Annotated in this window: 30 protein-coding genes; 8 read left to right on the plus strand and 22 right to left on the minus strand. The window is 62.6% G+C overall.

Features of this window, described 5'->3' with window-relative positions:
• Positions 1 to 143: 143 nt before the first annotated feature.
• Together NKJ64_RS07825 and NKJ64_RS07830 are read right to left on the minus strand one after the other, a co-directional pair.
• Entirely contained in the window at positions 144 to 1,253 is a 1,110-nt protein-coding gene (locus NKJ64_RS07825; protein ID WP_352462296.1) for an aldo/keto reductase, read from the minus strand.
• 35 nt (positions 1,254 to 1,288) lie between these two features.
• Positions 1,289 to 1,816 (minus strand): nuclear transport factor 2 family protein, encoded by a 528-nt coding sequence (locus NKJ64_RS07830; RefSeq protein WP_352462297.1) that lies wholly within the window; start codon positions 1,814 to 1,816, stop codon positions 1,289 to 1,291.
• A gap of 99 nt (positions 1,817 to 1,915) precedes the next feature.
• Between NKJ64_RS07830 and NKJ64_RS07835 the strand changes: the two genes are divergently transcribed.
• On the plus strand, positions 1,916 to 2,842 hold the full coding sequence (locus tag NKJ64_RS07835; protein ID WP_352462298.1) for a LysR family transcriptional regulator: 927 nt from the start codon (positions 1,916 to 1,918) through the stop codon (positions 2,840 to 2,842).
• A gap of 34 nt (positions 2,843 to 2,876) precedes the next feature.
• On the opposite strand, the gene tsf is transcribed toward NKJ64_RS07835, so the two are convergent.
• The 5 genes from tsf to NKJ64_RS07860 all read right to left on the minus strand — a co-directional run bounded on the left by tsf (position 2,877) and on the right by NKJ64_RS07860 (position 6,632).
• Positions 2,877 to 3,797, minus strand: coding sequence for a translation elongation factor Ts (tsf, locus tag NKJ64_RS07840; protein ID WP_352462300.1), 921 nt, complete (start codon positions 3,795 to 3,797; stop codon positions 2,877 to 2,879).
• A gap of 108 nt (positions 3,798 to 3,905) precedes the next feature.
• Positions 3,906 to 4,694: a 30S ribosomal protein S2 gene (rpsB, locus tag NKJ64_RS07845; protein WP_023671022.1), complete on the minus strand. Its 789-nt coding sequence runs from the start codon at positions 4,692 to 4,694 to the stop codon at positions 3,906 to 3,908.
• 177 nt (positions 4,695 to 4,871) lie between these two features.
• On the minus strand, positions 4,872 to 5,483 hold the full coding sequence (locus tag NKJ64_RS07850) for a LysE family translocator (RefSeq protein WP_023688582.1): 612 nt from the start codon (positions 5,481 to 5,483) through the stop codon (positions 4,872 to 4,874).
• On the minus strand, positions 5,480 to 5,758 hold the full coding sequence (locus NKJ64_RS07855) for a DUF4031 domain-containing protein (protein ID WP_023826966.1): 279 nt from the start codon (positions 5,756 to 5,758) through the stop codon (positions 5,480 to 5,482). Before NKJ64_RS07855 ends, NKJ64_RS07850 begins: the two co-directional genes overlap by 4 nt.
• Before the next feature lie 43 nt (positions 5,759 to 5,801).
• Complete coding sequence (locus NKJ64_RS07860; protein WP_352462301.1) at positions 5,802 to 6,632, minus strand: cell envelope integrity EipB family protein; 831 nt, start codon at positions 6,630 to 6,632, stop codon at positions 5,802 to 5,804.
• Positions 6,633 to 6,770: 138 nt separating this feature from the next.
• Here NKJ64_RS07860 and NKJ64_RS07865 point away from each other — a divergent pair, with 138 nt between their 5' ends.
• The 5 genes from NKJ64_RS07865 to NKJ64_RS07885 all read left to right on the plus strand — a co-directional run bounded on the left by NKJ64_RS07865 (position 6,771) and on the right by NKJ64_RS07885 (position 10,447).
• Complete coding sequence (locus NKJ64_RS07865; RefSeq protein WP_023826967.1) at positions 6,771 to 7,235, plus strand: RidA family protein; 465 nt, start codon at positions 6,771 to 6,773, stop codon at positions 7,233 to 7,235.
• A gap of 14 nt (positions 7,236 to 7,249) precedes the next feature.
• Complete coding sequence (locus NKJ64_RS07870) at positions 7,250 to 7,978, plus strand: glycerophosphodiester phosphodiesterase (RefSeq protein WP_023829643.1); 729 nt, start codon at positions 7,250 to 7,252, stop codon at positions 7,976 to 7,978.
• Positions 7,979 to 8,033: 55 nt separating this feature from the next.
• Positions 8,034 to 9,248, plus strand: coding sequence for a GNAT family N-acetyltransferase (locus NKJ64_RS07875; protein ID WP_023829644.1), 1,215 nt, complete (start codon positions 8,034 to 8,036; stop codon positions 9,246 to 9,248).
• 96 nt (positions 9,249 to 9,344) lie between these two features.
• Complete coding sequence (locus tag NKJ64_RS07880; RefSeq protein WP_023671015.1) at positions 9,345 to 9,773, plus strand: HIT family protein; 429 nt, start codon at positions 9,345 to 9,347, stop codon at positions 9,771 to 9,773.
• Between the two features lie 224 nt (positions 9,774 to 9,997).
• On the plus strand, positions 9,998 to 10,447 hold the full coding sequence (locus tag NKJ64_RS07885) for a phosphatase PAP2 family protein (protein ID WP_023826970.1): 450 nt from the start codon (positions 9,998 to 10,000) through the stop codon (positions 10,445 to 10,447).
• 102 nt (positions 10,448 to 10,549) lie between these two features.
• Here the strand turns inward: NKJ64_RS07885 and clpA are convergent, their stop codons facing one another.
• From clpA to NKJ64_RS07905, 4 genes are all read right to left on the minus strand, one after another.
• The gene (clpA, locus tag NKJ64_RS07890; RefSeq protein ID WP_023826971.1) at positions 10,550 to 13,039 is read right to left on the minus strand and encodes an ATP-dependent Clp protease ATP-binding subunit ClpA; all 2,490 of its coding nucleotides are present in this window, start codon (positions 13,037 to 13,039) and stop codon (positions 10,550 to 10,552) included.
• 6 nt (positions 13,040 to 13,045) lie between these two features.
• Positions 13,046 to 13,372 carry an ATP-dependent Clp protease adapter ClpS gene (gene clpS, locus NKJ64_RS07895; RefSeq protein ID WP_023754877.1) on the minus strand — a complete coding sequence of 109 codons (327 nt, stop codon included), beginning with the start codon at positions 13,370 to 13,372 and terminating at the stop codon, positions 13,046 to 13,048.
• 277 nt (positions 13,373 to 13,649) lie between these two features.
• A complete protein-coding gene (locus NKJ64_RS07900) occupies positions 13,650 to 13,979 on the minus strand; it encodes a phasin family protein (protein WP_023671011.1) in 330 nt (109 codons plus the stop codon).
• The gene (locus NKJ64_RS07905) at positions 13,976 to 14,251 is read right to left on the minus strand and encodes a hypothetical protein (RefSeq protein ID WP_155922483.1); all 276 of its coding nucleotides are present in this window, start codon (positions 14,249 to 14,251) and stop codon (positions 13,976 to 13,978) included. The genes NKJ64_RS07900 and NKJ64_RS07905 overlap by 4 nt, the downstream gene beginning before the upstream one ends.
• Positions 14,252 to 14,319: 68 nt before the next feature.
• Between NKJ64_RS07905 and NKJ64_RS07910 the strand changes: the two genes are divergently transcribed.
• A complete protein-coding gene (locus NKJ64_RS07910) occupies positions 14,320 to 15,714 on the plus strand; it encodes an SPOR domain-containing protein (RefSeq protein WP_373420149.1) in 1,395 nt (464 codons plus the stop codon).
• Positions 15,715 to 15,760: 46 nt separating this feature from the next.
• Here NKJ64_RS07910 and NKJ64_RS07915 read toward each other — a convergent pair whose 3' ends face one another.
• The 4 genes from NKJ64_RS07915 to NKJ64_RS07930 form a co-directional block, all read right to left on the minus strand.
• Positions 15,761 to 16,459 (minus strand): DnaJ domain-containing protein, encoded by a 699-nt coding sequence (locus NKJ64_RS07915; RefSeq protein WP_023826972.1) that lies wholly within the window; start codon positions 16,457 to 16,459, stop codon positions 15,761 to 15,763.
• Positions 16,459 to 17,190, minus strand: a complete 732-nt coding sequence (locus NKJ64_RS07920) for a hypothetical protein (RefSeq protein WP_023826973.1) — start codon at positions 17,188 to 17,190, stop codon at positions 16,459 to 16,461. The genes NKJ64_RS07915 and NKJ64_RS07920 overlap by 1 nt, the downstream gene beginning before the upstream one ends.
• Before the next feature lie 102 nt (positions 17,191 to 17,292).
• Positions 17,293 to 17,730 carry a DUF1489 family protein gene (locus NKJ64_RS07925; RefSeq protein WP_023671006.1) on the minus strand — a complete coding sequence of 146 codons (438 nt, stop codon included), beginning with the start codon at positions 17,728 to 17,730 and terminating at the stop codon, positions 17,293 to 17,295.
• Between the two features lie 78 nt (positions 17,731 to 17,808).
• Positions 17,809 to 19,212 carry an L-serine ammonia-lyase gene (locus NKJ64_RS07930; RefSeq protein WP_023829646.1) on the minus strand — a complete coding sequence of 468 codons (1,404 nt, stop codon included), beginning with the start codon at positions 19,210 to 19,212 and terminating at the stop codon, positions 17,809 to 17,811.
• A 272-nt stretch (positions 19,213 to 19,484) separates the two neighbouring features.
• On the opposite strand from NKJ64_RS07930, the gene NKJ64_RS07935 reads away from it, so the two are divergent.
• Complete coding sequence (locus NKJ64_RS07935; RefSeq protein WP_023671004.1) at positions 19,485 to 20,228, plus strand: DUF599 domain-containing protein; 744 nt, start codon at positions 19,485 to 19,487, stop codon at positions 20,226 to 20,228.
• Here NKJ64_RS07935 and NKJ64_RS07940 read toward each other — a convergent pair.
• The 7 genes from NKJ64_RS07940 to NKJ64_RS07970 all read right to left on the minus strand — a co-directional run bounded on the left by NKJ64_RS07940 (position 20,177) and on the right by NKJ64_RS07970 (position 25,108).
• The gene (locus NKJ64_RS07940) at positions 20,177 to 20,974 is read right to left on the minus strand and encodes a YdcF family protein (protein ID WP_352462304.1); all 798 of its coding nucleotides are present in this window, start codon (positions 20,972 to 20,974) and stop codon (positions 20,177 to 20,179) included. The genes NKJ64_RS07935 and NKJ64_RS07940 overlap by 52 nt on opposite strands.
• Positions 20,975 to 20,981: 7 nt before the next feature.
• Positions 20,982 to 21,512: a hypothetical protein gene (locus tag NKJ64_RS07945; RefSeq protein ID WP_352462305.1), complete on the minus strand. Its 531-nt coding sequence runs from the start codon at positions 21,510 to 21,512 to the stop codon at positions 20,982 to 20,984.
• 1 nt (position 21,513) lies between these two features.
• The gene (locus tag NKJ64_RS07950) at positions 21,514 to 23,079 is read right to left on the minus strand and encodes an amidase (protein ID WP_352462307.1); all 1,566 of its coding nucleotides are present in this window, start codon (positions 23,077 to 23,079) and stop codon (positions 21,514 to 21,516) included.
• The gene (locus NKJ64_RS07955; protein ID WP_023671000.1) at positions 23,079 to 23,534 is read right to left on the minus strand and encodes a GNAT family N-acetyltransferase; all 456 of its coding nucleotides are present in this window, start codon (positions 23,532 to 23,534) and stop codon (positions 23,079 to 23,081) included. Before NKJ64_RS07955 ends, NKJ64_RS07950 begins: the two co-directional genes overlap by 1 nt.
• A gap of 7 nt (positions 23,535 to 23,541) precedes the next feature.
• A complete protein-coding gene (gatC, locus tag NKJ64_RS07960; RefSeq protein WP_023670999.1) occupies positions 23,542 to 23,829 on the minus strand; it encodes an Asp-tRNA(Asn)/Glu-tRNA(Gln) amidotransferase subunit GatC in 288 nt (95 codons plus the stop codon).
• Between the two features lie 110 nt (positions 23,830 to 23,939).
• A complete protein-coding gene (locus tag NKJ64_RS07965) occupies positions 23,940 to 24,356 on the minus strand; it encodes a hypothetical protein (protein WP_352462309.1) in 417 nt (138 codons plus the stop codon).
• Between the two features lie 44 nt (positions 24,357 to 24,400).
• Positions 24,401 to 25,108, minus strand: coding sequence for a metal-dependent hydrolase (locus NKJ64_RS07970; RefSeq protein WP_023670997.1), 708 nt, complete (start codon positions 25,106 to 25,108; stop codon positions 24,401 to 24,403).
• Positions 25,109 to 25,159 lie beyond the last annotated feature (51 nt).

The raw sequence follows: 25,159 nt of genomic DNA on the forward strand, positions 1-25,159 counted from the left end.
AAGTCTTTGTGGGGGGGGGCTGCGTGGGCCGGCCGCCCGGGCGGGGGCGCCGCGGCTGGCGCTATGCCGAGTTCCTAAACACCACGGGCGCCGCTATGACCCGGGGCGCCCCTCGCCCAATTCCGCCTTCCCGTCGCGGCCCGTCAGTTGCTGGTGATGCTGACGGCGTCGCCCTCGACCAGCAGCGGCGGCGCATAACCCAACGGCTTGTCGCCGGTCACGGCGCCGCCGGTAACCCGGGCTTGTATGTCGGACCCGAAATAGGCGTAGGGGAATGGCGGCGGTGTCTTGCTGACCGTATCCAGCCGCGCGCGAAGCTCGGCGGGTAACGTGAAATCCAACGCCGCCAGATTGTCCTGCAACTGCGCCAGCTTGGTGGCGCCAAGAATCACGGTGGCGATGCCCGGTTGCGTTGCCACCCAGTTGAGCGCGACCTGCGCCATGCTGTGTCCGAGTTCGGCGGCCACTTTTTCGAGTTCCGCCACGATCGCCCAGTTGCGCTCGGTGAACTTCTGGAACCCCGGATGAGTGGTGTTGCGAAAGCCGTCGAGCCGGCCGACATGGCCGTCCTGCGCCGGCCGGTACTTGCCGCTGAGCAGCCCGCTGGCCAGCGGGCTCCACACCATGATTCCTGCGCCATGGCGGGTGCCGAAGGGCACGAACTCATTTTCGATCGAACGCTCCGCCAGCGAATATTCAAGCTGCAGGGCCGACACCGGCTCGTAGCCGCGCCACTCGGCGATCGTCTGCGCGCGGGCAGCATACCAGGCCGGCACATCGGACAGGCCGACATGGCGAATTTTGCCCGCACGCACGAGATCATCCATCGTGCGCATGACCTCCTCGGCCGGCGTCAGCCCGTCCCAGACATGCAGGAGGTAGAGGTCGATATAATCAGTGCCCAACCGCTTCAGGGAAGCGTCCACGGCGCGCAAGATGTTCTTGCGGCCATTGCCGCCGGCGTTCGGATTGCCGGGCTCCGCGTTGAAGGTGAATTTCGTGGCGATCACCGCTTTGTCGCGCAAGCCTCGCTCGGCGATGAATTCGCCGAGCCAGGTTTCGGCTGTGCCGCCGGTGTAGAGGTCGGCGGTGTCGAAGAAATTGCCGCCGGCCTCGACATAGGCGTCGACCATGGCGCGCGCGGTTTCCCTGTCCGCGCCCCAACCCCATTCGGTGCCAAAGGTCATGGTGCCCAGTGCCAGCCGGCTGACGCGCAGGCCGCTGTTGCCCAGTGTGTAATAGCTCATGGTCATGGTGTTTTTCCTATCCTGACTTTATTGACGCCGGCTCACTGGCCAGGCGTCATCTTGACCCAGGGATTGCCGCGCTCATGCGTGGCGCGGAAAATGAAGCCGTCGACTTTCCAGCCGGTCCCGGAGCGAACCAGATGGTGCTCGTAGGTGCCCCAGACTTCCCACAGCGGGTCGCCATTGCCTTCCATCCGGTTCCAGGCATAGCCGTTCGAAGAGACGGTCGCCGCGTCCGCCTCAAAGATCACCTGGTGATTGGTGCGCAGATGCAGGCTGGTCTTGCTGCCCCCGAGGTTGCCGGCCCAGGTACCGATCAGATCGTCGGAGGGGATGGTGGCGGCAGGCTGTCCTGACAGGCTGCTGAAGTCGACGGTGACACGGTCGGCGAAATAGGAGCGGGCAAGCTTCCAGTCCTGTGCATCCACGGCACGGTCGATGGCATCGGCGATGCGGATCACGGCGCGTTCGTCGGCGAGCGCGCGCCAATCGGACAGCTCGGCGCCGCCGGCATCGACCGGCGCCAGAGCAAGGCCTGCGGCGAAGGTAGCGTGTTTCAAGGCATTCATGTCTTTTCTCCTTTGTGCATCGGTGACGACAATATGGGTCAGCCTGTCGGCGTGGAAAAGATTGAAGTGTTCGCAAGGACTATGCGATATCATGCATGAATGGACCGGGATCTGCTCAGTCATTTGCCTGTCATCGTCGCCGTTGCCCGACGCGGCGGCTTTGCGCTTGCTGCGGCTGACCTGGGCATGTCCCCATCCGCCGTCAGCCATGCGGTGCGCCTCGTGGAGGAGCGGATCGGCCAGCCGCTGTTTGCGCGCACCACGCGCAGCGTCTCGCTGACGGAAGCCGGCAAGGCGCTGGTGGACACGGCGGCCCCTGCCCTCCAGGATATCGCCGACCGGATGGACCGCATCCGCGCCATCAAGGGCCGGCCCTCCGGCTTGCTCAGGTTGAACGTTCCCAACATCGCCGTTCCACTTGCCGTCACTCCCGTGGTCGCCGCGATGGCTGAACGCTATCCTGATGTGACCATCGAATTGCTCACCGACCAGGGGCTGGTGGACATTGTCGGCGAGGGTTTTGATGCCGGCATCCGGCTGGGCGAGATGATCGCACAGGACATGGTCACGGTCCGGCTGACGCCGCCATTCAACGCCGTGATCGTCGCCTCCCCCGCCTATGTCGGCCGGCATGGCCGTCCGCGCGGTGTGACGGATCTTTCGGACCACAATTGCGTCGGCTACCGGCTTGTGCGCTCCGGCGCACTCTATCGCTGGGACCTGACCGAGGACGGCAAGGATGTCGTGGCCGAGACGAAGGGTACGGTCATCGTCACCGATTCGCTGGCCGCGATCGACCTTGCGCTTGCCGGCGTCGGGCTGATCTATGTGTTCGAGCCGCTGGTGCGCGCGGAATTGGCCGCCGGCCGCCTCGTTCAGATCCTGCCGCAAACGGCGATCGAGGAGCCCGGCCTCTTCCTCTACTTCCCGCGCAGGGCGTCGATGGCGCCAAAGCTCAGGGCCTTCATCGACACCGCACAAGAAATCGGCCGAGCATCCTTGCGGACACCCGGCCGAGTTGCCTGAGCTGAGAAGCCCCTTTTCAGGGGCTATTTTTAAACTACTTCTTCACCGCCGCCGCGACTTCCGCCGCGAAATCGGTCTCTTCCTTTTCGATGCCTTCGCCCAGCGCAAAGCGCAGATAGGCGGAGATCTTGGCCGGAGCGCCGATGTCCTTCTCGGCATCCTTCAGCGCCTGCTCGACAGTGATGTCGGGATTGAGCACGAAGGCCTGCTTGAGGAGCACGACTTCCTCGTAGAACTTGCGCAGGCGGCCTTCGACCATCTTTTCGATGATCGCTTCCGGCTTGCCGGACTGGCGCGCCTGGTCGGCGAAGATCGCCTTCTCGCGCTCGACCGCTGCCGGATCGATCTGCTCGGCGGTCAACGCCAGCGGGTTGGTGGCGGCGACATGCATGGCGACCTGGCGGCCAAAGGCGTTGGTGGCATGCTCATTGCCCGTCGTCTCGATCGCGACCAGAACGCCGAGCTTGCCAAGACCATCGGCAACCGCATTGTGGACGTAGGTTGCGACAGCACCGTGCGGGACGGTGAGCTTGGCCGAACGGCGGAAGCTCATGTTCTCGCCAATGGTGCCAACGGCGTCCTTGATGGTGTCAGTGACCGACTTGTCCGAACCCGGATACTTTGCGGCAGAGACAGCCTCCGTCGTGCCATAAGCAAGCGCGACCTTGGCGACATTGCGAACGATCTCCTGGAACTGCTCGTTGCGGGCCACGAAATCGGTCTCGGAGTTAACCTCGATGATGGCGGCCTCGCGGACGCCGGAGTCGACGCCGATCAGGCCTTCGGCGGCAGTACGGCCAGCCTTCTTGTCGGCCTTGGAAATGCCCTTCTTGCGCAGCCAGTCGACGGCCTCTTCGATGTTGCCGTTGGTCTCGGTCAACGCCGCCTTGCAGTCCATCATGCCCGCGCCGGTCAAGTCGCGGAGTTCTTTGACCTGTGCAGCCGAAATGCTCATTGTCGCCTCTTTGTTTTAAATGCACCGACGCACCACCGGTACTCGGTGATGCGTCCGTCTAGCGTGCCAAATATGAGAATGATGAAGGCCGCAACCGGCCTTCGATTGTCAAGCTTCCGGAGCGTCAGCAGCCGGGGCCGGAGCCGGATCAAGCGCCGGTTCGACCGGAGCTTCGACCGAGGCGCCGATGTCGACGCCGAGCGCGCCCTGCTGGCGGGCGATGCCGTCGATGGCAGCCTTGGCGATCAGGTCGCAATAGAGCTGGATGGCGCGCGCCGCGTCGTCATTACCGGGGATCGGGAAATCGATCTTGTCCGGATCGCAGTTCGAATCGATGATGGCGACGACCGGGATGCCGAGGCGCTTGGCCTCGAGGATGGCGATCGCTTCCTTGTTGGTGTCGATGACGAACATCAGGTCCGGCGTCGAACCCATGTCCTTGATGCCGCCGAGCGCCTTGTCGAGCTTCTCGCGCTCGCGGTCGAGGTTCAGGCGTTCCTTCTTGGTCAGGCCCTGGGCCTCACCGGCCAGCATCTCGTCGAGTTTGCGCAGGCGCTGGATCGAATTCGAGATCGTCTTCCAGTTGGTCAGCATGCCGCCGAGCCAACGCGAGTTGACATAGTATTGGGCCGAACGCTGTGCGGCGTCGGCGACGATGTCGGACGCCTGGCGCTTGGTGCCGACGAACAGCACGCGGCCGCCCTTGGCAACGGTGTCGGAAACCTGCTTCAGAGCCTGGTGCAGCAAAGGCACCGTCTGCGACAGGTCGATGATGTGGATGTTGTTGCGGGCGCCGTAGATGTAAGGCGCCATCTTCGGGTTCCAGCGGTGGGTCTGGTGGCCGAAGTGAATGCCAGCTTCCAAAAGCTGGCGCATGCTGAAATCAGGCAGTGCCATTCTTAGTTCCTTTTCCGGTTAGCCTCCACGGACACAGGCATTTTTGGACTTTGTCCTCGAACGCCACCGGAGGTTTCAGCCGGATTTCTCCCGGGCAGACACCAAAGTCCGTGTGTGGAATGAGCGCGCATATAGAGGGGAAGTGCTGCAAACGCAAGCGGTGAGGTGCTTCATCGCTCAGCGTGCGGCAATCAGCGCTCCGGTGCCGATCATGGCGCTGCCGGCGAACCGGTTAATCAGCCGCATGCGTTCGGGCGTCCTGAACCAGCCGGATGCCCTGCCCGCCAGCGCGGCGTAGATGCCCATGGTGAGAATATTGGCGCCGACGACGACTGCCACCACCAGCAGGCCGTCGGCAAACGTCATGGTGTCGAGGTTGAGGATCAGCGGCATGATCGAGGCGTGGAACAGGATCGCCTTCGGGTTGCCGAGCGCCACGGAGGCGCCAAGCAGGAACGAACGCGACAATCCGGTTTGGGGGATTCCTTGCGCGGCCGATTGCGCGGCCGCGGCCCGCCACATCTTGATGCCGAGGAAAATCAGGTAGGCCGCACCGGCGTATTTCAACAGGAGAAACACCCATTCGAAGGTCTGGGCCAGCGCCACCAGCCCGAGCAGTGCCAAGGTGACCAGCACGGCATCACCGGCGGCAATGCCCATTCCGGCGACGAACGCACGCAGGAAGCCGCGTGCCACGCCGTTGGTGATCACCGTGAACATCGCCGGACCCGGCGTGGCGGCGGCAAGTGTGATGGCAAGGCAATAAGCCAAGAATGCCGTTAGCGTCACGATCGGCCCTTTCCGTTGGGTATTCGTACGCGCCTGAAGATCGCAACGATCTCCTCGCGGCTGCATTCGATGGCGCCGAGCCGCACCGCCCGGTCGCGCTCGAAGCCGGTTATGTCATAGTGCGGCGCCGATGTCCTGGGCGGCCCCTGGTAGGACGAACGCTTGACACCAAGCTCGGCGGCGAAACGATGCAGTTCGTCCGTATCGTCGGCCATCAGGTGGCACCAGCGATGGCCGGCCCATTTCCAGATCGCCGCATCGACATAGACCGCCATCGGGAACTGCCATCAAGCCTGCCGTGCCAGCGCCGCATTGTTGCTATTTCGAGACCGGGCAAGGCTTGGTCTGATCGAACAGCGACAGGTTGACCAGCTTTCCGGTCATCGAGAACTCGCCATAGTCCATTGTGAGGTCGCGGGTGATGCCGTTCTCGTGCAGCTTGAAGCTGATGCGGTATTCCGGCACCTCTTCGCCCGATTTGTCGGTCTCGTCGAAATAGGCGATGTCGACCGGCCAGTATTTGTCGCCGGCAAGCTTGGCCAGCGCCGGCGCTTCGGGGTCGGCCTTGTCGCCCTCGGCCTTCTTGCCGACGATGACGGTGGTGGTCATCACCTTGTTGGCATCCTCCGAACCGTCGAACAGGCTGGTTTCGTAGAAATTCTCGCCCTTCTCGGCCTTGCCGATCAGTTCGACCAGATGCTGGGTCGGGAACTGGGTGGCGGCGAGTTCGAGGCTGTTCTTCTCGGGCTTGTCGATATCGACCTTGAGGCCCTTGGTCTCTTTTGTGGCGGTGCCTTTGACCTCCTTGCCTAGGTTCTGGTCGACGAAGGATTTGGTCACGAACGAGAAGGTCTTGCCTTCGGCGTCCTCGAACGTGGTCGTCTGCTGGTCGGTGAGCCTGGTGTTGTCGCCGGTGGCGATCTGGGTGACGAAACGGAATTTTACCGTATAGCCCTCGCAGGGCGAGCCGTTGAACTCATAGACCATGCGGCCGGAAATCCCGGTGATGCCCGAGCGGTCCGACGCCTTGTCGAGGGTAAGATCGTAGACGGCGCGATGCGCCTGCAGCGCCGGCACGGCAAAGGCTGGAGCCATCGAGAACAGCACCGGAAAGAGAACGGCGTGGAAGGCAAGGCGCGTTGCGCGCATTAGGGGCTCCGATCGTCGCAGCTGATGGCAGGCCGCAGGTAAAGATGGTCCAGCTTAAAAAAAGTCGTGGCGGAAGCGAGGCAAAAATAGCAATTTCGGCCCGGCCAGCGCGGCGTCTCCAAGCAATAGGGAAATACCATGAGTGAAACAATCGAAAAGCGGCTAAGCGATCTCGGCGTGACGATACCTGCCGCCGCAGCGCCCGCCGCGAACTATGTGCCCTATTGCAGGTCCGGCAATCTTTTGTTCACCGCCGGGCAGTTGCCGCTCAAGGACGGCAAGCTGCAGGCAAGCGGCCTGCTCGGCCGCGACCTCGACACCGCAACCGGCAAGGAAGGCGCAAAGTACTGCGCAATCAATGTCTTGGCCCAAGCAAAAGCAGCACTTGGCGATCTCGAAAAAATCCAGCGTTTGGTCAAGATCACCGTCTTTGTTGCATCAGTGCCGGATTTCGTCGAGCAGCATCTGGTCGCCAATGGCGCCTCCGATTTCCTGGTCGCCGCCCTTGGCGAGCGCGGCAAGCATGCCCGCTCCGCCGTCGGCACCGCCTGTCTGCCGCTTAATGCCGCAGTGGAAATCGAAGGCGTCTTCGAGGTCGCATGAGCAGGACCAAGACAATGACCGACCTTTCCTGGCTGACCGCCCGCCCGGTGGCGCATCGCGGCTTTCACGACATGAACAAGACGCGCTGGGAAAACACGCTGTCGGCCTTCGCGGCTGCCGCCGAGCGCGGCTATGCGATCGAATGCGACGTGCATCTGTCGTCCGACCGCGTCCCCGTCATCATTCATGACGGCGATCTCAGGCGGTTGACCGGCCAGGACGGCTTCGTCTGGCAGCGCACGGCAGCGGAACTGGCGGCGCTCAGGATCGGCGGCACCAGGGACCATATACCGACGTTGCAGGAAGCGCTCGGCCTGGTCGATGGCCGTGTGCCGATGGTTGTCGAACTGAAGGGTGTGCCCGGTTACGACGAGGGCTTGGTGGCAAGCGTCGGCAAGATGCTGGAGCGCTACAAGGGCAAGGCGGCGATCATGTCGTTCGACCATTGGCTGGTCCGCGACTTCCCCAGGGATGCGCCTGGCATTCCGGGTGGGCTGACCGCCTACGGCAGGGACAATCAGTTGATCGAGGCGCATTTTGCCATGCTGGCACATGACCTCGCCTTCACCTCATATGCCGCGGGCGATCTGCCGAACCCGTTCGTCAGCTTCGTGCGCGAAAGGCTTAAAATGCCTGTCATCACCTGGACGGTGCATGACCAGCCGGCGGTGGATCTCACCTTCAAATACGCCGACCAGATGACGTTCGAAGGGTTCGAACCCGATCTGGTCAATGTCGCCTGATGGAAGTGCCTGAAACGTGACTTGTAGCGGCCCCGACAGAGCTTAAATAAGCCCCATGGATCAGGGTGATGAAGGTGACGGGCAAACGGCGAATGCGGAGTTTTCCATCCGCGTTGCCGCCGGCATCAATGCCTTCACCTGCGACGAGTGGAACGGCTTTACCGGCACAACCCGCAGCGACACAGAAAATGGCTATAACCCTCTCGTTTCATATGCTTTTCTGAGCGCGCTTGAAGAGTCCGGCTGCGCCGTGCGGCGTACCGGCTGGCAAGGTCATCATCTCAGACTGGAAAATGCCCAAGGCAGATTGCTGGGCGCCGTGCCCTGCTATCTCAAATCGCACAGCCAGGGCGAATATGTCTTCGACCACGGCTGGTCCGATGCGTTCGAACGCGCCGGCGGCAACTACTATCCGAAACTGCAATGCGCCGTGCCGTTCTCTCCGGTCACCGGCCCTCGCCTGCTGGTCAGCAAAGGCGAGGACAGCGCCATTGTGAAGGCCGGTCTCGCAGCGGGCCTGAAGGCGGTGACGGAAAAGCTCGGCGTGTCGTCCGCGCATGTCACCTTCGCCAATGAAAGCGACGTTGCAACGCTGGAAGCAGCCGGCTTCCTGCACCGCACCGACCAGCAGTTCCACTTCTGCAACGAAGGCTTTTCGACCTATGACGATTTCCTCGCTACGCTGGCATCGCGCAAGCGCAAGGCGATGAAGAAGGAGCGGCGCGAGGCGCTCGCCAACGATATCTCGATCGACCGGCTGACCGGCAAGGACCTGACCGAAAGGGCCTGGGACGATTTCTTCGCCTTCTATATGGACACCGGCAGCCGCAAATGGGGCCGGCCCTATCTCAACCGCAAGTTCTTCTCGCTGATCGGCGAGCGCATGTCCCAGGATATCCTGTTGGTAATGGCCAAGCGCAATGGCCGCTATGTCGCCGGCGCCATCAACTTCATCGGCTCCGATGCGCTCTACGGCCGCAATTGGGGCTGCATCGAGGACCACCCGTTCCTGCATTTCGAAGTTTGCTACCATCAGGCCATCGACTTCGCCATCGAGCGTAAGCTGAAGGTGGTCGAGGCCGGCGCGCAGGGTGAGCACAAGCTGGCGCGCGGCTATCGTCCCGTGACCATGCATTCGGCGCACTACATCGCACATCCCGGCCTGCGCAATGCTGTGGCCGACTATCTCCGGCGGGAACGCCGCGAGGTCGAGCGGATGGGCGAAATCCTGGAAGAGCATACGCCGTTCCGCAAGGATCTTGAGGAATAGCGATCCGCCCCTGCCCTCGCCTGTCGATATCGCCGGACCATCTTGCCGGTCCGGGACAGCTTCGCTACACCGGGAGCATACTCCCGGAGCGCCGCCATGACCGAGGCCTACGACCCCAGCAATATCTTCGCGAAGATCCTGCGCGGCGAAATCCCGTCGCACCGCGTCTACGAGGATGATGCCGTGGTCGCCTTCATGGATGTGATGCCGCAAGGCCCCGGTCACACGCTGGTGGTGCCCAAAGCACCGTCGCGCAATCTGCTCGATGCAGATCCGGCGACGCTCGGCCGGCTGTTCACCACGGTCCAAAAGGTGTCGCTGGCGGTCAAAAAGGCTTTCGGCGCTGACGGGGTCACGATCCTGCAGTTCAACGAACCGGCCTCCGGCCAGACCGTCTACCACCTGCATGTCCATGTCATCCCGCGGTTCGAAGGCATCGCGCTCAAGCCGCATACGGGGCAGATGGAGAAGCCCGAAGTGCTGACTGAGAACGCGGCCAGGATCCGAGCAGCGCTGAACGGTTGAGGTGGCGCGCGCCTCAGGGCGATGCGCTCAGCCACAATCCACCACGTCGGTTAGGAAAATATCAAACCACCCCGTGATAAAGTGCCGTACCGGGATGCGTTTGGGTTTTAAAAATCGTGGAACATTCGGTTGCGACATCAGAGCCGTTGGTAAAAGCAGCTGCCGGGCGGGCCTTTCTGCGCACCTTGGCGGACGCGTACCGGCGACACCGCCTGCTGCACGCGATGGCCATCGCTGCCCTGCTTTTGGCAGCCGCGGTCGGCCTGCGCACCGGAAACATGCCGGATTTCGGCGTGCTGGAAGACTATGCCCAATACCTTCTTTTCGCTTTCTGGATCGGTGGCTGCGCCTTCGCACTCGGCAGCTTTTTTCACCTTGCGCAGGACATTGTGTGGAGCGGCTATATCGGGGCGACGCCAGGCAGTCTCGGCATATCCGCCTTCCCGTCCATGCATGTGGCGATGGCGGTGCTTTTCGCGCTTTATGCAACACGCCGCTCACGGTTGGCCGGCCTTTTGATGTGGGCATTCGCCGCAATCATCATGGTCGGCTCGGTCGTCCTTGGCTGGCATTGTGCCGTGGATGGCTATGCGAGCGTTCTGATTTCGATCGCCATCTGGAAGGCGTGCGGGTACTTCCTGGGCAAGTTTGCACCCGAGGGCGTCGCCGCCTGACCTAACAGCATCTGACCTGAAAAGCAGGGGCCTGTGTCGGCAAACCGGCCAGCCAATGAAAAAAGGGCCCGTCACCGGGCCCTTTTTTCATAGGCGAACTTTTTAGCTCTTGCGCGGTAGTTGCGGCACCAGGCTGCGCTTGCCGCCATCCTTGCCCTTGGGCTCAGGCTCGTCCTTGCCCTTGGGCTGAGGCTTCTGCGCCGCCGCCTTCTTGGCGACGGGCTTCTTGGCCACCGCCTTGCGGGCTTTCGGCGCCTCTTCCGGCTCCTGCTTCGGCTGCACCGGGGCTTCGTCGGCCAGCGATTCGAGCTTCAGGCCGGTTTCGCCGGTTTCCTTCTTCTCGACAGTGACGCGCACCGTGCCGCCCTTCTTGAGCTTGCCGAACAGCACCTCGTCGGCCAACGGCTTCTTGATGTGCTCCTGGATGACCCGGCCGAGCGGCCGCGCACCCATGCGCTCATCATAGCCCTTGTCGGCCAGCCAGGCGATCGCGTCCGCCGACAGGTCGAAGGTGACGCCCCGCTCGGAAAGCTGGGCCTCGAGCTGCATGACGAACTTCTGCACCACCTGGTGGATGACCGGGACTGGCAGAGAGCCGAACGGGATGATCGCATCGAGACGGTTGCGGAACTCCGGCGTGAACAACCGGTTGATGGCCTCGACATCGTCGCCTTCGCGCTTGGTCGATCCGAAACCGATCGCCGCGCGCTGCGCATCGGATGCGCCCGCATTGGTGGTCATGATCAGGATGACGTTGCGGAAGTCGATCTGCTTGCCGTTGTGGTCGGTCAGCTTGCCGTGGTCCATGACCTGCAACAGGATGTTGAACAGGTCCGGATGCGCCTTCTCGACTTCATCCAGCAAGAGCACGCAGTGCGGATGCTGGTCGACGCCGTCGGTCAACAAGCCGCCTTGGTCGAAACCGACATAGCCGGGAGGCGCGCCGATCAGCCGCGAAACGGTGTGGCGTTCCATATATTCCGACATGTCGAAGCGGATCAGCTCGACGCCGAGCGAGGCAGCCAACTGCTTGGCGACTTCGGTCTTGCCGACGCCGGTCGGGCCTGAGAACAGGTAGGAGCCGATCGGCTTTTCCGGTTCGCGCAGGCCGGCACGCGCCAGCTTGATTGCCGAGGTCAGCGCGGTGATGGCGGTGTCTTGGCCATAGACGACGCGCTTCAGCTCGATGTCGAGGCCTTGCAGCACCTTCTCGTCGTCGGCCGAAACCGTCTTCGGCGGGATGCGGGCCATCGTGGCGATAGTGGCTTCGATCTCCTTGATGCCGATCGTCTTCTTGCGCTTGGCTTCCGGCACCAGCATCTGCGAGGCGCCGGTCTCGTCGATCACATCGATCGCCTTGTCCGGCAGCTTGCGGTCGTTGATGTAGCGGGCCGACAGTTCCACCGAAGCCTTGATCGCCTCGTTGGTGAACTTCACCTTGTGGAATTCCTCATAATAGGGCTTGAGGCCCTTCATGATCTCGATGGCGTCCTCGATGGTCGGCTCGTTGACGTCGATCTTCTGGAAGCGCCGCACCAGAGCGCGGTCCTTCTCGAAGAACTGGCGGAATTCCTTGTAAGTGGTCGAGCCGATGCAGCGGATGGCACCCGAAGACAGCGCCGGCTTCAACAGGTTCGACGCATCCATCGCGCCGCCTGACGTGGCGCCGGCCCCGATCACCGTGTGGATCTCGTCGATGAACAGCACGGCGCCGGGATAATCCTCTAGCTCCTTGACAACCTGCTTCAGCCGCTCTTCGAAATCGCCACGGTAGCGGGTGCCGGCCAGAAGCGTGCCCATGTCGAGCGCGAAGATGGTGGCGTCCTGCAGCACTTCGGGCACGTCGCCTTCGACGATGCGCTTGGCCAGACCTTCGGCAATCGCCGTTTTCCCGACGCCGGGATCGCCGACATAGAGCGGGTTGTTCTTAGAGCGGCGGCACAGCACCTGGATGGTGCGGTTGATTTCGCTCTCGCGGCCGATCAGCGGATCGATCTTGCCGGCCTTGGCCTTGTTGTTGAGGTTGACGCAATAAGCCGTCAGCGCATCCTGCTGCTGCTTCTTCTTGCCGCCTTCCTCCTGCGGCTCGGCGCCGTTCTGGCCGCCCTGCTCGTCATCGGCGCCGCGCGGCGAGCGCGTCTCCGATGCGCCGGGGCGCTTGGCGATGCCGTGCGAGATGTAGTTGACCGCGTCGTAGCGGGTCATCTGCTGTTCCTGCAGGAAATAAGCGGCATGGCTCTCGCGCTCGGCAAAGATGGCGACGAGCACGTTGGCGCCGGACACTTCCTCGCGGCCGGATGACTGCACATGGATCACGGCGCGCTGGATGACGCGCTGGAAGCCGGCGGTCGGCTTGGAATCCTCATCGTAACCGGTGACCAGATTGTCGAGTTCGGTGTCGATATAGGTCAGAACGGTGTGCTTCAGCTCGTCGAGATCGACGTTGCAGGCGCGCATAACGGCGGCCGCCTCGGTGTCGTCGATGAGGGCGAGCAGCAGATGTTCTAGGGTTGCATATTCATGGTGCCGCTCATTGGCGAGCGTCAGCGCCTGGTGAAGCGCCTTTTCCAGGCCTTGGGAGAAAGCCGGCATGTTACCTCACTTCTTCTCCATCACGCATTGCAGCGGATGCTGATTATGTCGGGCGAAATCCATGACCTGAGACACTTTGGTCTCGGCCACCTCGAATGTATAGACCCCGCACTCGCCCACCCCATGATTGTGAACATGAAGCATGATGCGTGTGGCGGCTTCGCGGTCCTTTTGAAAAAAACGCTCCAGGACGTGAACCACGAACTCCATGGGCGTATAGTCGTCGTTGAGGATGAGGACCCTGTAAAGGCTGGGCTTCTTGGTCTTGGTCTTCGTGCGCGTAATGACGGCTGTGCCGCGACCGGCCTCATTGCCGTCGCCGTCACTTTGCATCCGCACCACGCTTGTCGTGGCAGTCAAACCTGAAGTCACGTAATCCTGCCTCTTTCGAATCCCCATGGCGAGTTCGATATGTAGGTGTTCGATGGACGATTTTAAGCCCTTCTTGTTAGCTGACAATATGGCTAGGTGGGCAAACCGAGGCGATTTTCAAAATCGTGAACCGCCAAAGCCCCGGAATTGAAACCGGCATGAAAAAACCCGGCCGCGCATCCGCGACCGGGTCTGTTTTGCAAGCCCGAAAGGCCGTGCCTGGTATTCTCGAGCGAAATTACTTCGCCTTGGCGACAATCGATTCGAAGGGCTTGTAAGCCTCCTTGGCGAGATCGGCATAGAGATCGCCGAACTTGGTCGCCTCGGCAACGAAGCTCTCATAGCTCTGCTTGGCGAAGTCGGACTGGATCTCGACCGCCTTTTCCAGCGACTTGGCGGAGAACAGCTTTTCGACCGCGGCGCTGCCGGCTTCGAAGCTCTTCTTGGTGTATTCGCCAGCTTCAGTGGCGATCGCCTGCGCGCCCTTGGAGAGCGAGGTGAAGCTCTTCAATCCGGTATCGGCAAACTCCTTGCCGTATTTCGAGAAGTCCTCGTAGGTCTGGGTCATTTGACGTTTCCCTTGGCGTTTTGAAGCGCCCTTGCCTGAGCGCGGTTGTGCAATGCACGAGAATATATTGTGCGCTGCACAAAAGTCAAGATTTCAGCGGCATCAGGCCGCGCTGCGCCGGCAACAGCTAAAATTCGAATAAAGAAAGGCTCAAGCCCGAGGAAAATGGTGAACGCGCCGGTTACCATAAACGGATTGGTAACGCTGGCCGCGATAGTTTGACGACAAGTGAGGTCGGATCCCTTTGCCACCTCCAGGGCAATGAGTTTCAAAGGAACTATCAGTGCGTCAGGCGTTGTCGGTCTTCGGTTCAAAATCCGCATCTTCCCTCAAAACGATCATGATCCTCGCTTTGGCGATGTCATTTGTCGTTGCGGATGCCGCGTCCTCGATGGCCGCCAGGTCTTCGGCGATCGTCGTCGACGCCAAGACCGGCAAGGTGCTTTATTCGTCCGATGCCAACGGCCGGCGCTACCCGGCGTCGCTGACCAAGATGATGACGCTCTATCTGACCTTCGAGGCCATGGCGAAGGGCCGGATCAGCAGGAACACGCCCGTGCCGTTCTCGGCCAAAGCGGCGGCCGAACCGCCGACCAAGCTCGGCGTCAAGGCGGGCGGAGCGGTTTCGGTCGAGACCGCCATCCTGTCGATGGTGACCAAGTCGGCCAATGATTCGGCGACCGCGCTCGGCGAACTGCTCGGCGGCAGCGAAAGCAATTTCGCCCGCATGATGACCGCCAAGGCGCGCGCGCTCGGCATGGACGGCACCGTGTTTCGCAATGCCAACGGCCTGCCCGATCCCGGCCAGTTCACAACCGCCCACGACATGGCGATGCTCGGCATAGCGCTCAGGGAACATTATCCGCAGTATTACGGCTATTTCTCGCAGCGCTCCTTCCTTTACGGCCGCCAGCGCATCAATGGCCACAACCGTCTGCTCGGCCGCATCAAGGGCGTCGACGGCATCAAGACCGGCTATACCCGCGCCTCCGGCTTCAACCTCGTCTCGTCGGTTTCGGATGGCAACCGCCGCCTCGTCGCCGTCGTCATGGGCGGCACTTCGGGGCGCAGCCGCGACAACCAGATGGCCGGCCTGATCAACGCCTACATGCCGCGCGCATCGACCCGCGGCGGCGGCGCCCTGGTCGCCAAGGCCGGCGGCGACAATCCGGTCAAGGCGCTGGCCAAGGTCTTCCTGCCCAAGCATGACGCGCCGACGCCGGATGGCAAGCCGATCGTTGAAGACGATGCCGTAGCGTCCAATGACGATCCGACATCCGCTGACGAGCAGTCTGCTGAAGGCCAGTCTGCCGACGAACAGACGGTGGCCGCGGTCGAAGAGCCCGCCCCCGTCGTCAAGACCAGGAAGGTCAAGACCGTCATCGTGACGGCGCCGAAGGTCGAAACTGCGCAGATTGTGGCTGCCTATGCCGAACCCACGCCTGTATCCCCACAGGCGGTCGACCCGGTCAACACGGCCTCGGTGCCGGCTGGTTGGGCGGTGCAGGTGGCGTCGTCGCCCAAGCAGTCCGAAGCCCAGGCTTTCCTCGACAAGACCGCCAAGCTGGCGCCCAAAGTTCTTGGGGCTGCTTCCGGTTTCACCGTCGCCTTCGAAAAGGATGGCGAGACCTATTACCGCGCCCGGTTCGGCGGCTTCCGCTCGAAGGACGCGGCCTGGAATGCCTGCAATGCCCTGAAGAAAAAGAAAATCGCCTGCTACGCCGTCCAACAGTAGGGCGGCGTCGGAACCATCTCCCGGAAATTTACTGCGTCGAAGGAGACTAGTTGTGATTGGAGAGCAAGACGTCCTTGGCTTCGTTGATCCGCGCCGCCAGGAAAGACGTGCCGCCGATGTCGGGGTGCAGGCGCTGCATCAGGCGGCGGTGCGCCTTGCGGACATCCGCCGCGGCGGCCCCCGCTTCAAGACCAAGGATCTTGTAGGCCTCCTCCTTAGTCATGGCGCCCGCACCTGGCGCAACACCCAGCCCTTCGCCACCGTTCGCCTCAGCGTCTTTGCGCCAGACGGGAAAACGGCCGTCAAGATACGTCTCTAGGAGCTGGCGGCTCTCCGGGTCGCCGGGGAGTTCGCCGTAAAGCTGCTGCAGCTCGGCCAGGCCCATCGCGCCCAGCATCTTGCCTTCATGGCGGCCGGCCAGAACCAGGCCTTCAAGTCCGCCCGTATCGTGATCAAGCTCCATTTCCAGTGCGGCGGTCCGCACCGTCGAGCGCTTGCCGGGCGCCGGCCCGACCGACGGCCGCTTCATTCGCATCGAACCGTACCAGGCAAGGGCCGCGGCCAGAATGAGGCCGGCAATGCCTTCGCGCCCGACCACCAGCACGGCGAGCCCGACCAGCGCCAGAAGCACCGGCCCGAGCGTGCGCATGCCGCTTGCCAGTTTTTGCGCATCGGCGCGGACAAAGATCGTCGCCGCCCCGAGCAGCACCAGAAACAGTGCAACAAGTGCAATGATAGCGCCCATCAATTCCCGCCGCCCCTGAGATGCTCGATCAGCAGCCGGTCTCCCGGCCTGTCCCTTGCCTCGAGCGCCTTCAATCCACCCGTCGCATAGACGGCGACCGCCGAAAGCAGCCCGGCCAAGGTCGCGGCGGCCCGCCGATCAAATCGGAACCAAGCCCCTTTGGACAGCCGCGCAATCTCCTTGAACGCCTTTTCTGCGCCGGGATCATGGCCTTCCTGGAAGACGAAGACGGGAGCGCCGTGCAGACCGAGGCTGCCGGCCTTCTGCGCCAGGTCGTCGATATCCTCTTCCATGGCATCGCCGATATAGACCAGAGCGTTGACCTTGGCCGCCGCCGTTTCCTTCAGCGCATGCGCCAGCACCTTGCCGATCTGGGTGTGGCCGGCACGGCAGTCGATCCGCGTCATCAGCTGCTTCAGGGCGTTGGTGTCGGCGACAAAAGCCGTTGAACGGCACTCGCCCAGCCCGCGAAAATAGGCCAATTGGACGCTGAGGGTGCCGGCCTTGCCGACGGCGTCGAACATTTCGCCCTGCAGCTTGGTGGCGAGATCCCAGGTCGGCTGGCGGCTCATCGTGGCATCGAGCGCAAGGATCAGCCGCCCGGAGCCGGTCGCGGACGCGGCAAGCGTCCGGGCCTGACGCATAAAGGCGTCGATCTCGCCGGCATTGGATTGAGGCTTGACCGGCGCAGGATCGGCCCTTGCGGGCACGCGCTGCTTCTTGTCGCTCATAAGAATCAAGATGTGGCGTTGTCGGGCCCCTTGCAAGTCCAGCCTTGGACAAGATGGAGGGCCAGCGCTCGACGCTCTGGGAGAAGCGGCCGCGCCGTGGCCTTACAACAAGCCCAGATCGGCGAGCTCGCGCTTCAGTTTCGGCGGCATCTCGACCATTCCGGCCTTGCCCTTGCCGATATCGGCGGGCGCATCCGACGGTTTGAGATAACGCCAGCCCTGGAAGGCGCGGCGCGGCTGCCAGTCGGTGCGCACGACGTCGAGGTCGAGCATCAGGCGGCAACGGCCGATGCCTTCGTCGTCGGTAAAGGGCCTGATATCAGTGATCAACTGGCGGCATTGCACGCTGCCCTTGATCACCCAATAAAGCGAACCGCCATCGGTGACCTCGGCGCCGCGCGTCGGCACCATGCGGGTGGTGTGCCAGTGCTCGGCGGGTTCGCCGGCGCGGCGGCGCTCATCGAGGCGGAAGGCGATCCATTCTTCGAGGTCCTCGACGCTGTCGCAACCGACGCACAGTTTTAGGAGATTGAGTGCCATCGCTTAAGGTTTAGTCCGGCGCGCGATTGCGTCAACGGCCCTGCCCGACTTCTCCACAGTGCCAGTGGCGTTGCACGGTCAGCATTCCACGACATTGACGGCGAGCCCACCAAGGCTGGTTTCCTTGTACTTCTCGTTCATGTCGAGGCCCGTCTGGCGCATTGTTTCGATCGCGGCGTCGAGCGGCACGAAGTGGACGCCGTCGCCTTTGATCGCCAGAGAGGCGGCGGTGACCGCCTTGACGGCGCCGAGCGCGTTGCGCTCGATGCAAGGCACCTGGACCAGACCGCCGACTGGATCGCAAGTCATGCCGAGATGATGTTCGAGCGCGATTTCGGCGGCGTTCTCGACCTGCTCGGGCGTGCCGCCCATGACGGCGCAGAGACCCGCGGCAGCCATCGCCGAGGCCGAGCCGACCTCGCCCTGGCAGCCGACTTCGGCGCCGGAGATCGAGGCATTGGTCTTGATGATGCCGCCGACGGCGGCCGCCGTGAGCAGGAAGTCACGGATGCTCGGCTGGTCGGCCTCGGGGTGGAAATGCAGCCAGTAACGCAGCACCGCCGGCAATGTGCCGGCCGCGCCATTGGTCGGCGCGGTGACGACGCGTCCACCGGCGGCGTTCTCTTCGTTCACCGCCATGGCGTAGATCGACAGCCAGTCATTGGCCAGCAAAGGGTTGGGCTTGTTCTGCTGCCATTGCTCCTGCAGCTTGTCGTGCAGCATGCGGGCACGACGGCGCACTTTCAGCCCGCCCGGCATGATGCCGTCCTGCGACAGGCCGCGGTCGATGCAGCCCTTCATGGCGCCCCAGATCGCATCAAGGCCGTTGTCGAGCTCCTCGCGCGACATATGTGTCTCTTCATTGATGCGCTTCATGTCGGCGATAGACAGGCCGCTTTTGCCTGCCATCTTCAGCATCTCGACGGCATTCTTGAAGGGATAGGGCACCTTCTTGCCTTCTGTGGTCACCGAGCCCTTCACCTTCATCCGCTGCAGCTCTTCCTCGGACACCACGAAGCCGCCGCCGATGGAATAGTAGATGCGCTTGAGCAGCAGCCGGTCGCCGGCATCGTAAGCGTAGAAGGCCATGCCGTTGGCGTGGCCGGTGAGCGGCGTCTTGCGGTCGAGCACCAGATCCGTCGCCGGATCGAAGCGATAGGAGGGATGGCCGCGTGGCGATATCCGCTTCTCGGCGGCGATGCGCGTGGCGATTCCCTCGGCCTGATCGGGATCGACCGTCTGCGGTGTCAGGCCAGCAAGTCCGAGGACAACGGCGCGATCCGAGCCATGGCCGATACCGGTATAGGCGAGCGAGCCGTGCAGGCTGGCGCCAATGCGATCGACCTTGACGCCGGCCGGGCGCGGCCAGTCATCGCCGGCGATCTCGTCGAGAAACCGCCGCGCCGCTGTCATCGGTCCCATCGTGTGCGAACTCGACGGTCCGATGCCGATCTTGAACAGGTCGAAAACCGAAAGAAACACGCTGCGCCGTCTCCGGGAATGGGATCAAGACCTACATATAGGACTTTCCATGATGTTTGTGCTGTTTTGCGGATTGCGGCGCTGCACCTGCCGACCTTGTTTGCTCCGGCAGCGACATCACCGGCTGAAAGCGCGTCGCGCTGAAACGGATTCATGCGACGCGCTTTAAGTTCTTGTTTCAATGCATGTCGTTGTCCCAGAACCGCAGCTCACCTCTGGGCGGCATGCATTGGAGCATCGAACTGACCGCTTTGCCTGTGGTAAAAGGGGGCATGGGCGATTCCTTCCATCTGTCGACGGCTGATCTGGCGGCGCTGGCTTTCTTCCTGCTCGCATGGTTGCTGCATACGCTGGCGTCCGACGGCAGACTGGTCAGCCGGGTGTCGTTGACGATGGCCATGAACGTGCAGCGCGAGGCCTGGATGCGCACCATGGCCGAGCGCGAAATCCGCATCGTCGACACCGCCATCATGAGCGGCCTGCAGCAAGGCACCGCCTTTTTCGCCTCCAGTTCGCTGATTGCGCTCGGTGGCTGTTTCGCGCTGCTTGGCGCCTCGGATCAGGTCCTTGCCGTGCTGAACGACCTGCCGTTGAACGCGACCTCATCGCGCTCCGCCTTTCAGATCAAGGTCTTTGGCCTGGTGCTGATCCTGGCCTTCGCCTTCTTCAAGTTCGGCTGGGCCTACCGTCTCTTCAACTACTGCACGATCCTGATCGGCGCGGTGCCGATCCCCTATGGCGAGGCGTCACGCAACCCGGTCAGCGAAACGGCGGTGTGGCGCGCGGCGCGCATGAACATGCTGGCCGGCAAGCATTTCAATTCAGGCCTGCGCGCGGTGTTCTTCTCGATCGGCTATCTCGGCTGGTTCGTCGACCCGATCGTGTTCGTGCTGTCGACGCTGCTGCTTCTGGCGGTGCTGGTGCGGCGCCAGTTCTTTTCAGCGGCGCGACAAGCGGTGATCGGTCAGCCGCCCGGGCCGGGGAAAAGCTGGTCGATCCGGCCCGATAGCCAATAGGCGGCGAGCCCGATCCATTCGCGGATCGCCATGGTCGTGGTCTGCAGCGAATCGGGTGCGTTGTCGCGAAACAGGCCAAAGCCTTCCTTGCCCGAGGTGCGATAGTCGACAGGCCACGGGACCGTCTGAAAGCCGGCCTTGTCGAACAGCGCCTTGGCGCGCGGCATGTGGAAGGCGGAGGTCACCAGCAGCCAGGTCTCGCCCGGTTTCGGCGTTACCAGTTCCTTGGTGAAGACCGCATTCTCATAGGTGTTGCGGGATTTGTTCTCGAGCATCAGGCGATCGGCGTCGACGCCAAGCGCACCGAGCAGGCGCGGCGCGGTGGCCGCATCGCCCTCGCCATCGATGAACAGTTCACCGGTGCCGCCGGAGATAACCACTTTCGCCTCGGGAAAGCGCCGGGCAAGGATCGCCGCCTCGACCATGCGGTCGCCGCCGGAATTCAGCTCATAGCCGCCGCGCGCCAAGTTGATGGCGCCCTCGAAGCCGCCGCCGAGCACGACGATGCCGTCGACCTTCCGCGGCAGCGGCGGCTTTGGGAAGCGCTCTTCGAGCGGATTGAGCATCATGGCGCCAAGCGACGTCCAGGCCGACAGCGCCAGAATCAGGAAGGCGAACACACTGCCCGCCGCCGCCAATCGCCGGCGGCCGATCAGCGCCGCGAGCAAGCCGGCAAGCAGCAGGAAGATCGCCAGGTTGAGTGGTTGGACGAAGAACCAGAATATCTTGGAGAGATAGAAGAACATTGCCTGCCTATCTCCAGCTCAAATTGTGACGGCCGATGAAGTGCTCGACCGCACTCGCTACCGCTTCCGCTTCGAGGCGGCTTAACTCCCTGCCGAAAACAAGAACGCCGTTCGCGTTGGTTAAGCTGATGACTTCCGACAGTTCCACTTCGTCCGTGGGATAGGTGTGGTCGAGGATTTCGACCCTAAGATGCCCTTTCAAAGGCAGTGACCACCGATTTCGCAAAGAACCCCTCACCGAGCGCACGGCTGCGGTGTCGGTCAGCCGCAGGGTTTCCCTGCCGAACACCCGCCAGATGAAATCCTTGCCCAGGAAATAGGTGAAGAGGGCAATGACCGCCACGAAGGACAGCAGGCCGAGCGTGCCGCTGGTGAGCGTTGCGGACGACATATCCGTCAATCCCACGTAGCCGGTGTAGGCGACGATCGCGGCCCCGATCAGGACAAAGACTGTCCTGAAATCCGAGGTGCGTGGCGGGTTCGTGATCAGCAGTTCGTTTCCCGTCTCGACGATGGAAATGCGAGACGGAGGCGGCATGCTACCACCACTTCTCCGGCTGGAAGGTTCCCGCCGCCTGCTCGATGACGGCGGCTGTCTGGAACAGGGTTTCCTCGTCGAAGGGGCGGCCAATCAGCTGCAGGCCGAGCGGCAGGCCCTTGGCATCGAGGCCGGCAGGCACGGCAATGCCCGGCAGTCCGGCCATGTTCACGGTCACCGTGAAAATGTCGTTGAGGTACATTTTCACCGGATCGGCGGCCATGTCCTCGTCAGCGATGCCGAAGGCGGCCGACGGCGTCGCCGGCGTCAGGATGACGTCGACGCCGTCGGCAAAAACCGTCTCGAAGTCGCGCTTGATCAAATTGCGCACCTTCTGCGCCTGCAGATAATAGGCATCGTAGTAGCCGGCCGACAGCACATAGGTGCCGATCATGATGCGGCGCTTGACCTCTCGACCGAACCCGGCGGCTCGGGTCTTTTCGTACATGTCGACAATGTCCTGGCCCGGCACGCGCAGGCCATAGCGGACGCCGTCATAGCGCGCCAGATTGGACGATGCTTCGGCAGGCGCCACGATATAATAAGCCGGCAAAGCATATTTAGTGTGCGGCAGCGAAATGTCGACGATCTCGGCGCCGGCATCCCTGAGACAGGCAATGCCCTTCTGCCACAGCGCCTCGATCTCTTCCGGCATGCCGTCGACGCGGTATTCCCGGGGAATGCCGACCTTCATGCCCCTGATCGGTTTGCCGATCGCCACCTCGTAATCCGGCACCGGCCGGTCGACGGAAGTGGTGTCCTTGGCGTCGACCGAGGCCATGGACTTCAGCATGATCGCGGCATCGCGCACGTCCCGGGCGATCGGGCCGGCCTGATCGAGCGACGAAGCGAAGGCGACGATGCCCCAGCGCGAGCAGCGGCCATAGGTCGGCTTGATGCCGACGGTGCCGGTGAAGGCGGCTGGCTGGCGGATCGAGCCGCCGGTGTCGGTGGCGGTGGCGCCGGCGCACAGGAAAGCTGAGACGGCGGAAGCCGAGCCCCCCGACGAGCCCCCCGGCACCAGTTGGGCATTGTCCAGCGTGCGCGCGGTCTTGGTGCCGCCGGCCGAAACGAAACCGCCATCGCCCTGATGCGTGGTCGGCATCACCACCGTGTCGAGGCGCGAACGCCGCCACGGATTGACGACAGGGCCGTAATAGGAGGTCTCGTTGGACGAGCCCATGGCGAACTCGTCCATGTTAAGCTTGCCCAGCATGACGGCGCCGTCTGCCCACAAATTGGCGGTGACGGTCGATTCGTAGCGCGGCTTGAAGCCGTCGAGCACATGGCTGCAGGCCTGGGTGTGGACACCTTCGGTCCCGAACAGATCCTTGATGCCGAGCGGGATGCCCTCCAGCGCACCGCCCTCGCCCTTGGCGAGCCTGGCGTCGGAAGCTTTGGCCATATCGCGCGCCTTGTCGCCGGTGACGACGATGTAGGCATTGAGCACCGGATTGGCGCGCTCGATGGCACCGAGATAGGCCTCGGTGATTTCGACGGCAGAAATCTCCTTGGCGCGCAGCTTGGCGCGCGCCTGCGAAATTGTCAGATGGGTCAGTTCGCTCATCAAAGGCTCTTTTCGTAAAACACCGACCACTCGGAATCGGGATAATCCAGCACCGGCCCGCAGCGCGAGAAGCCGGCGCGTTCATAGACGGTCCAGGCGGCGGGATGGCGGTCGCCGGTTTCCAGCACCAGACGCTTCAGCCCTTCGCTGCGCGCTAGCGTTTCGACATGTTCGACGATCTTGGCGCCGATCTTCCTGCCCCGATGCGAAGGCCGCGTGTACATACGCTTGACCTCACCGACGCGGGCATCATGGCGCTTCAGCGCGCCGCAGCCGATGGCTTGCCCGTCGTCGCGGGCGATAAAGACGGTGGTGTCGTCGCCAGCCATCTGCTCGACCGTCAGATGGTAGCAATGCTCCGGCGGCGTCAGTTCGAGCAGAGCCGCGTTGAGCTCCTCGACCAAAGCGCGGACATCGTCCTGCAGCGGCGTTTCGATTGCGATCTCGATTGCCATCGGCCGCCTACTCCACGACCTTCGGCACGAGGAAGAAATTCTCGTCAGTGGCCGGCGCATTGGCGACGATATCGGCGGCCTTGTTGCCGTCGGTGACGATGTCTTGGCGCTTCTTCATCTCCATCGGCGTCACCGATGTCATCGGCTCGACGCCGGAGACATCAACCTCGTTCAGCTGCTCGACAAAGCCCAGAATGGCGTTCAGCTCGCCGGTCATGCGCTCGGCATCCTCCTCGCTCACCGCAATGCGGGCGAGACGCGCGACGCGCTTCACAGTTTGCAGATCAACGGACATGTCTTTAGCCTTTGGGAAAACCAGATGGCGCTATAGCGGCGTGGCGCGTGCCGCGCAACATCGATCGTGCTTGGGGATAGAGCCCGTTCAGGCCAGGGCGGCATTTCAGCCTAGGGCAGCGATACACCCTCGCACAGATAATAGCTGCCGCCATTGCCGGCCTGCTCGCCTTCGTCGGCGGTCGGGCGCACCGAGACGATGTCGATTTCGGTCGCGTTCATCTGCGTGATCGACAGTATATCGGGAAAGAGAAAGCCCGGCTCCTGGCAGATGGCAGTGACCGCCCAGCTCGGCGAGCGCGTCGCTTTGGTGACCTGGACGAACTCGCAATTATACTCGACGCTTTGCAGGCCGTCCGCCGACAAGATGACATTGCCGGTGTCAATCAGCGTCTGCAGCGTGTCCTTCTTGGCTTGCGCGCAAAGCTCCTGGGTCTGGAGGTAAACGCCCTTGATGAAGTCCTCGGCGGCGGATGCGGGCGACGCCGCAACCAGCATCGAAACGCAAAGAGTCTCTCTCAAACCCATGGTTTAATTCCCCTTTGCGACAAGGGATCGTTTCAACGATCGCTCTATAGTGTGATCGTTTGGCCGATGGCTGGCAAGGCTACGTCGACACCTGATCCTTCGAGGCCGGCCACGAACTTCTCCGCCGTCGCGTCGATGATCGGGAAGGTGCCGAAGTGGCATGGCACGACGGTGTCGAAGTGGAAGAAGCGCCGGCAGGCCAGGGCCGCCACCGCGCCGCCCATGGTGAAGCGGTCGCCGACCGGCACGAGGCCGATCTTCGGCTCATGCAATTCCTCGATCAGCGCCATATCGGAGAAGATGTCGGTGTCGCCCATATGGTAGAGCGTCTTGTCCTCCGGGAAATGCAGGACCAGCCCGTTGGGATTGCCGAGGTAGACGTTCTGGCCGCCATCGAGCCCAAACGACGAGGAATGCAGTGCCTGCACGAATGTGGTGGTGAAGGCACCGCAATCGACGGTGCCGCCATGATTGCCGGGATTGATCTTCTTGCCGTCGACGCCCTTGCCGACCAGGTACATGCAGATCTCGTAATTGGCGACCAGCTGGGCGCCGCTCTTCTTCAGCACCTCCACCGCGCCGCTGACATGATCACTGTGGCCGTGGGTCAGAAGCACATGGGTGACGCCTTCCGCCGGCCCCTCCCAGCCGCTCGTCCATGATGGGTTGCCGACGAGATAGGGGTCGATCAGGATGTTCGCGCCTGATGTCTCGACGCGGAAGGCGGAATGTCCGTACCAGGTCAATTTCATCGATCGTGTTCCTCGATTTTGGTTGCGCCGGAAGATAGAACGCCGGCAGCA

This window comes from Mesorhizobium sp. M0062 (assembly GCF_040323125.1).
In the GTDB taxonomy this organism is placed as follows: domain Bacteria; phylum Pseudomonadota; class Alphaproteobacteria; order Rhizobiales; family Rhizobiaceae; genus Mesorhizobium.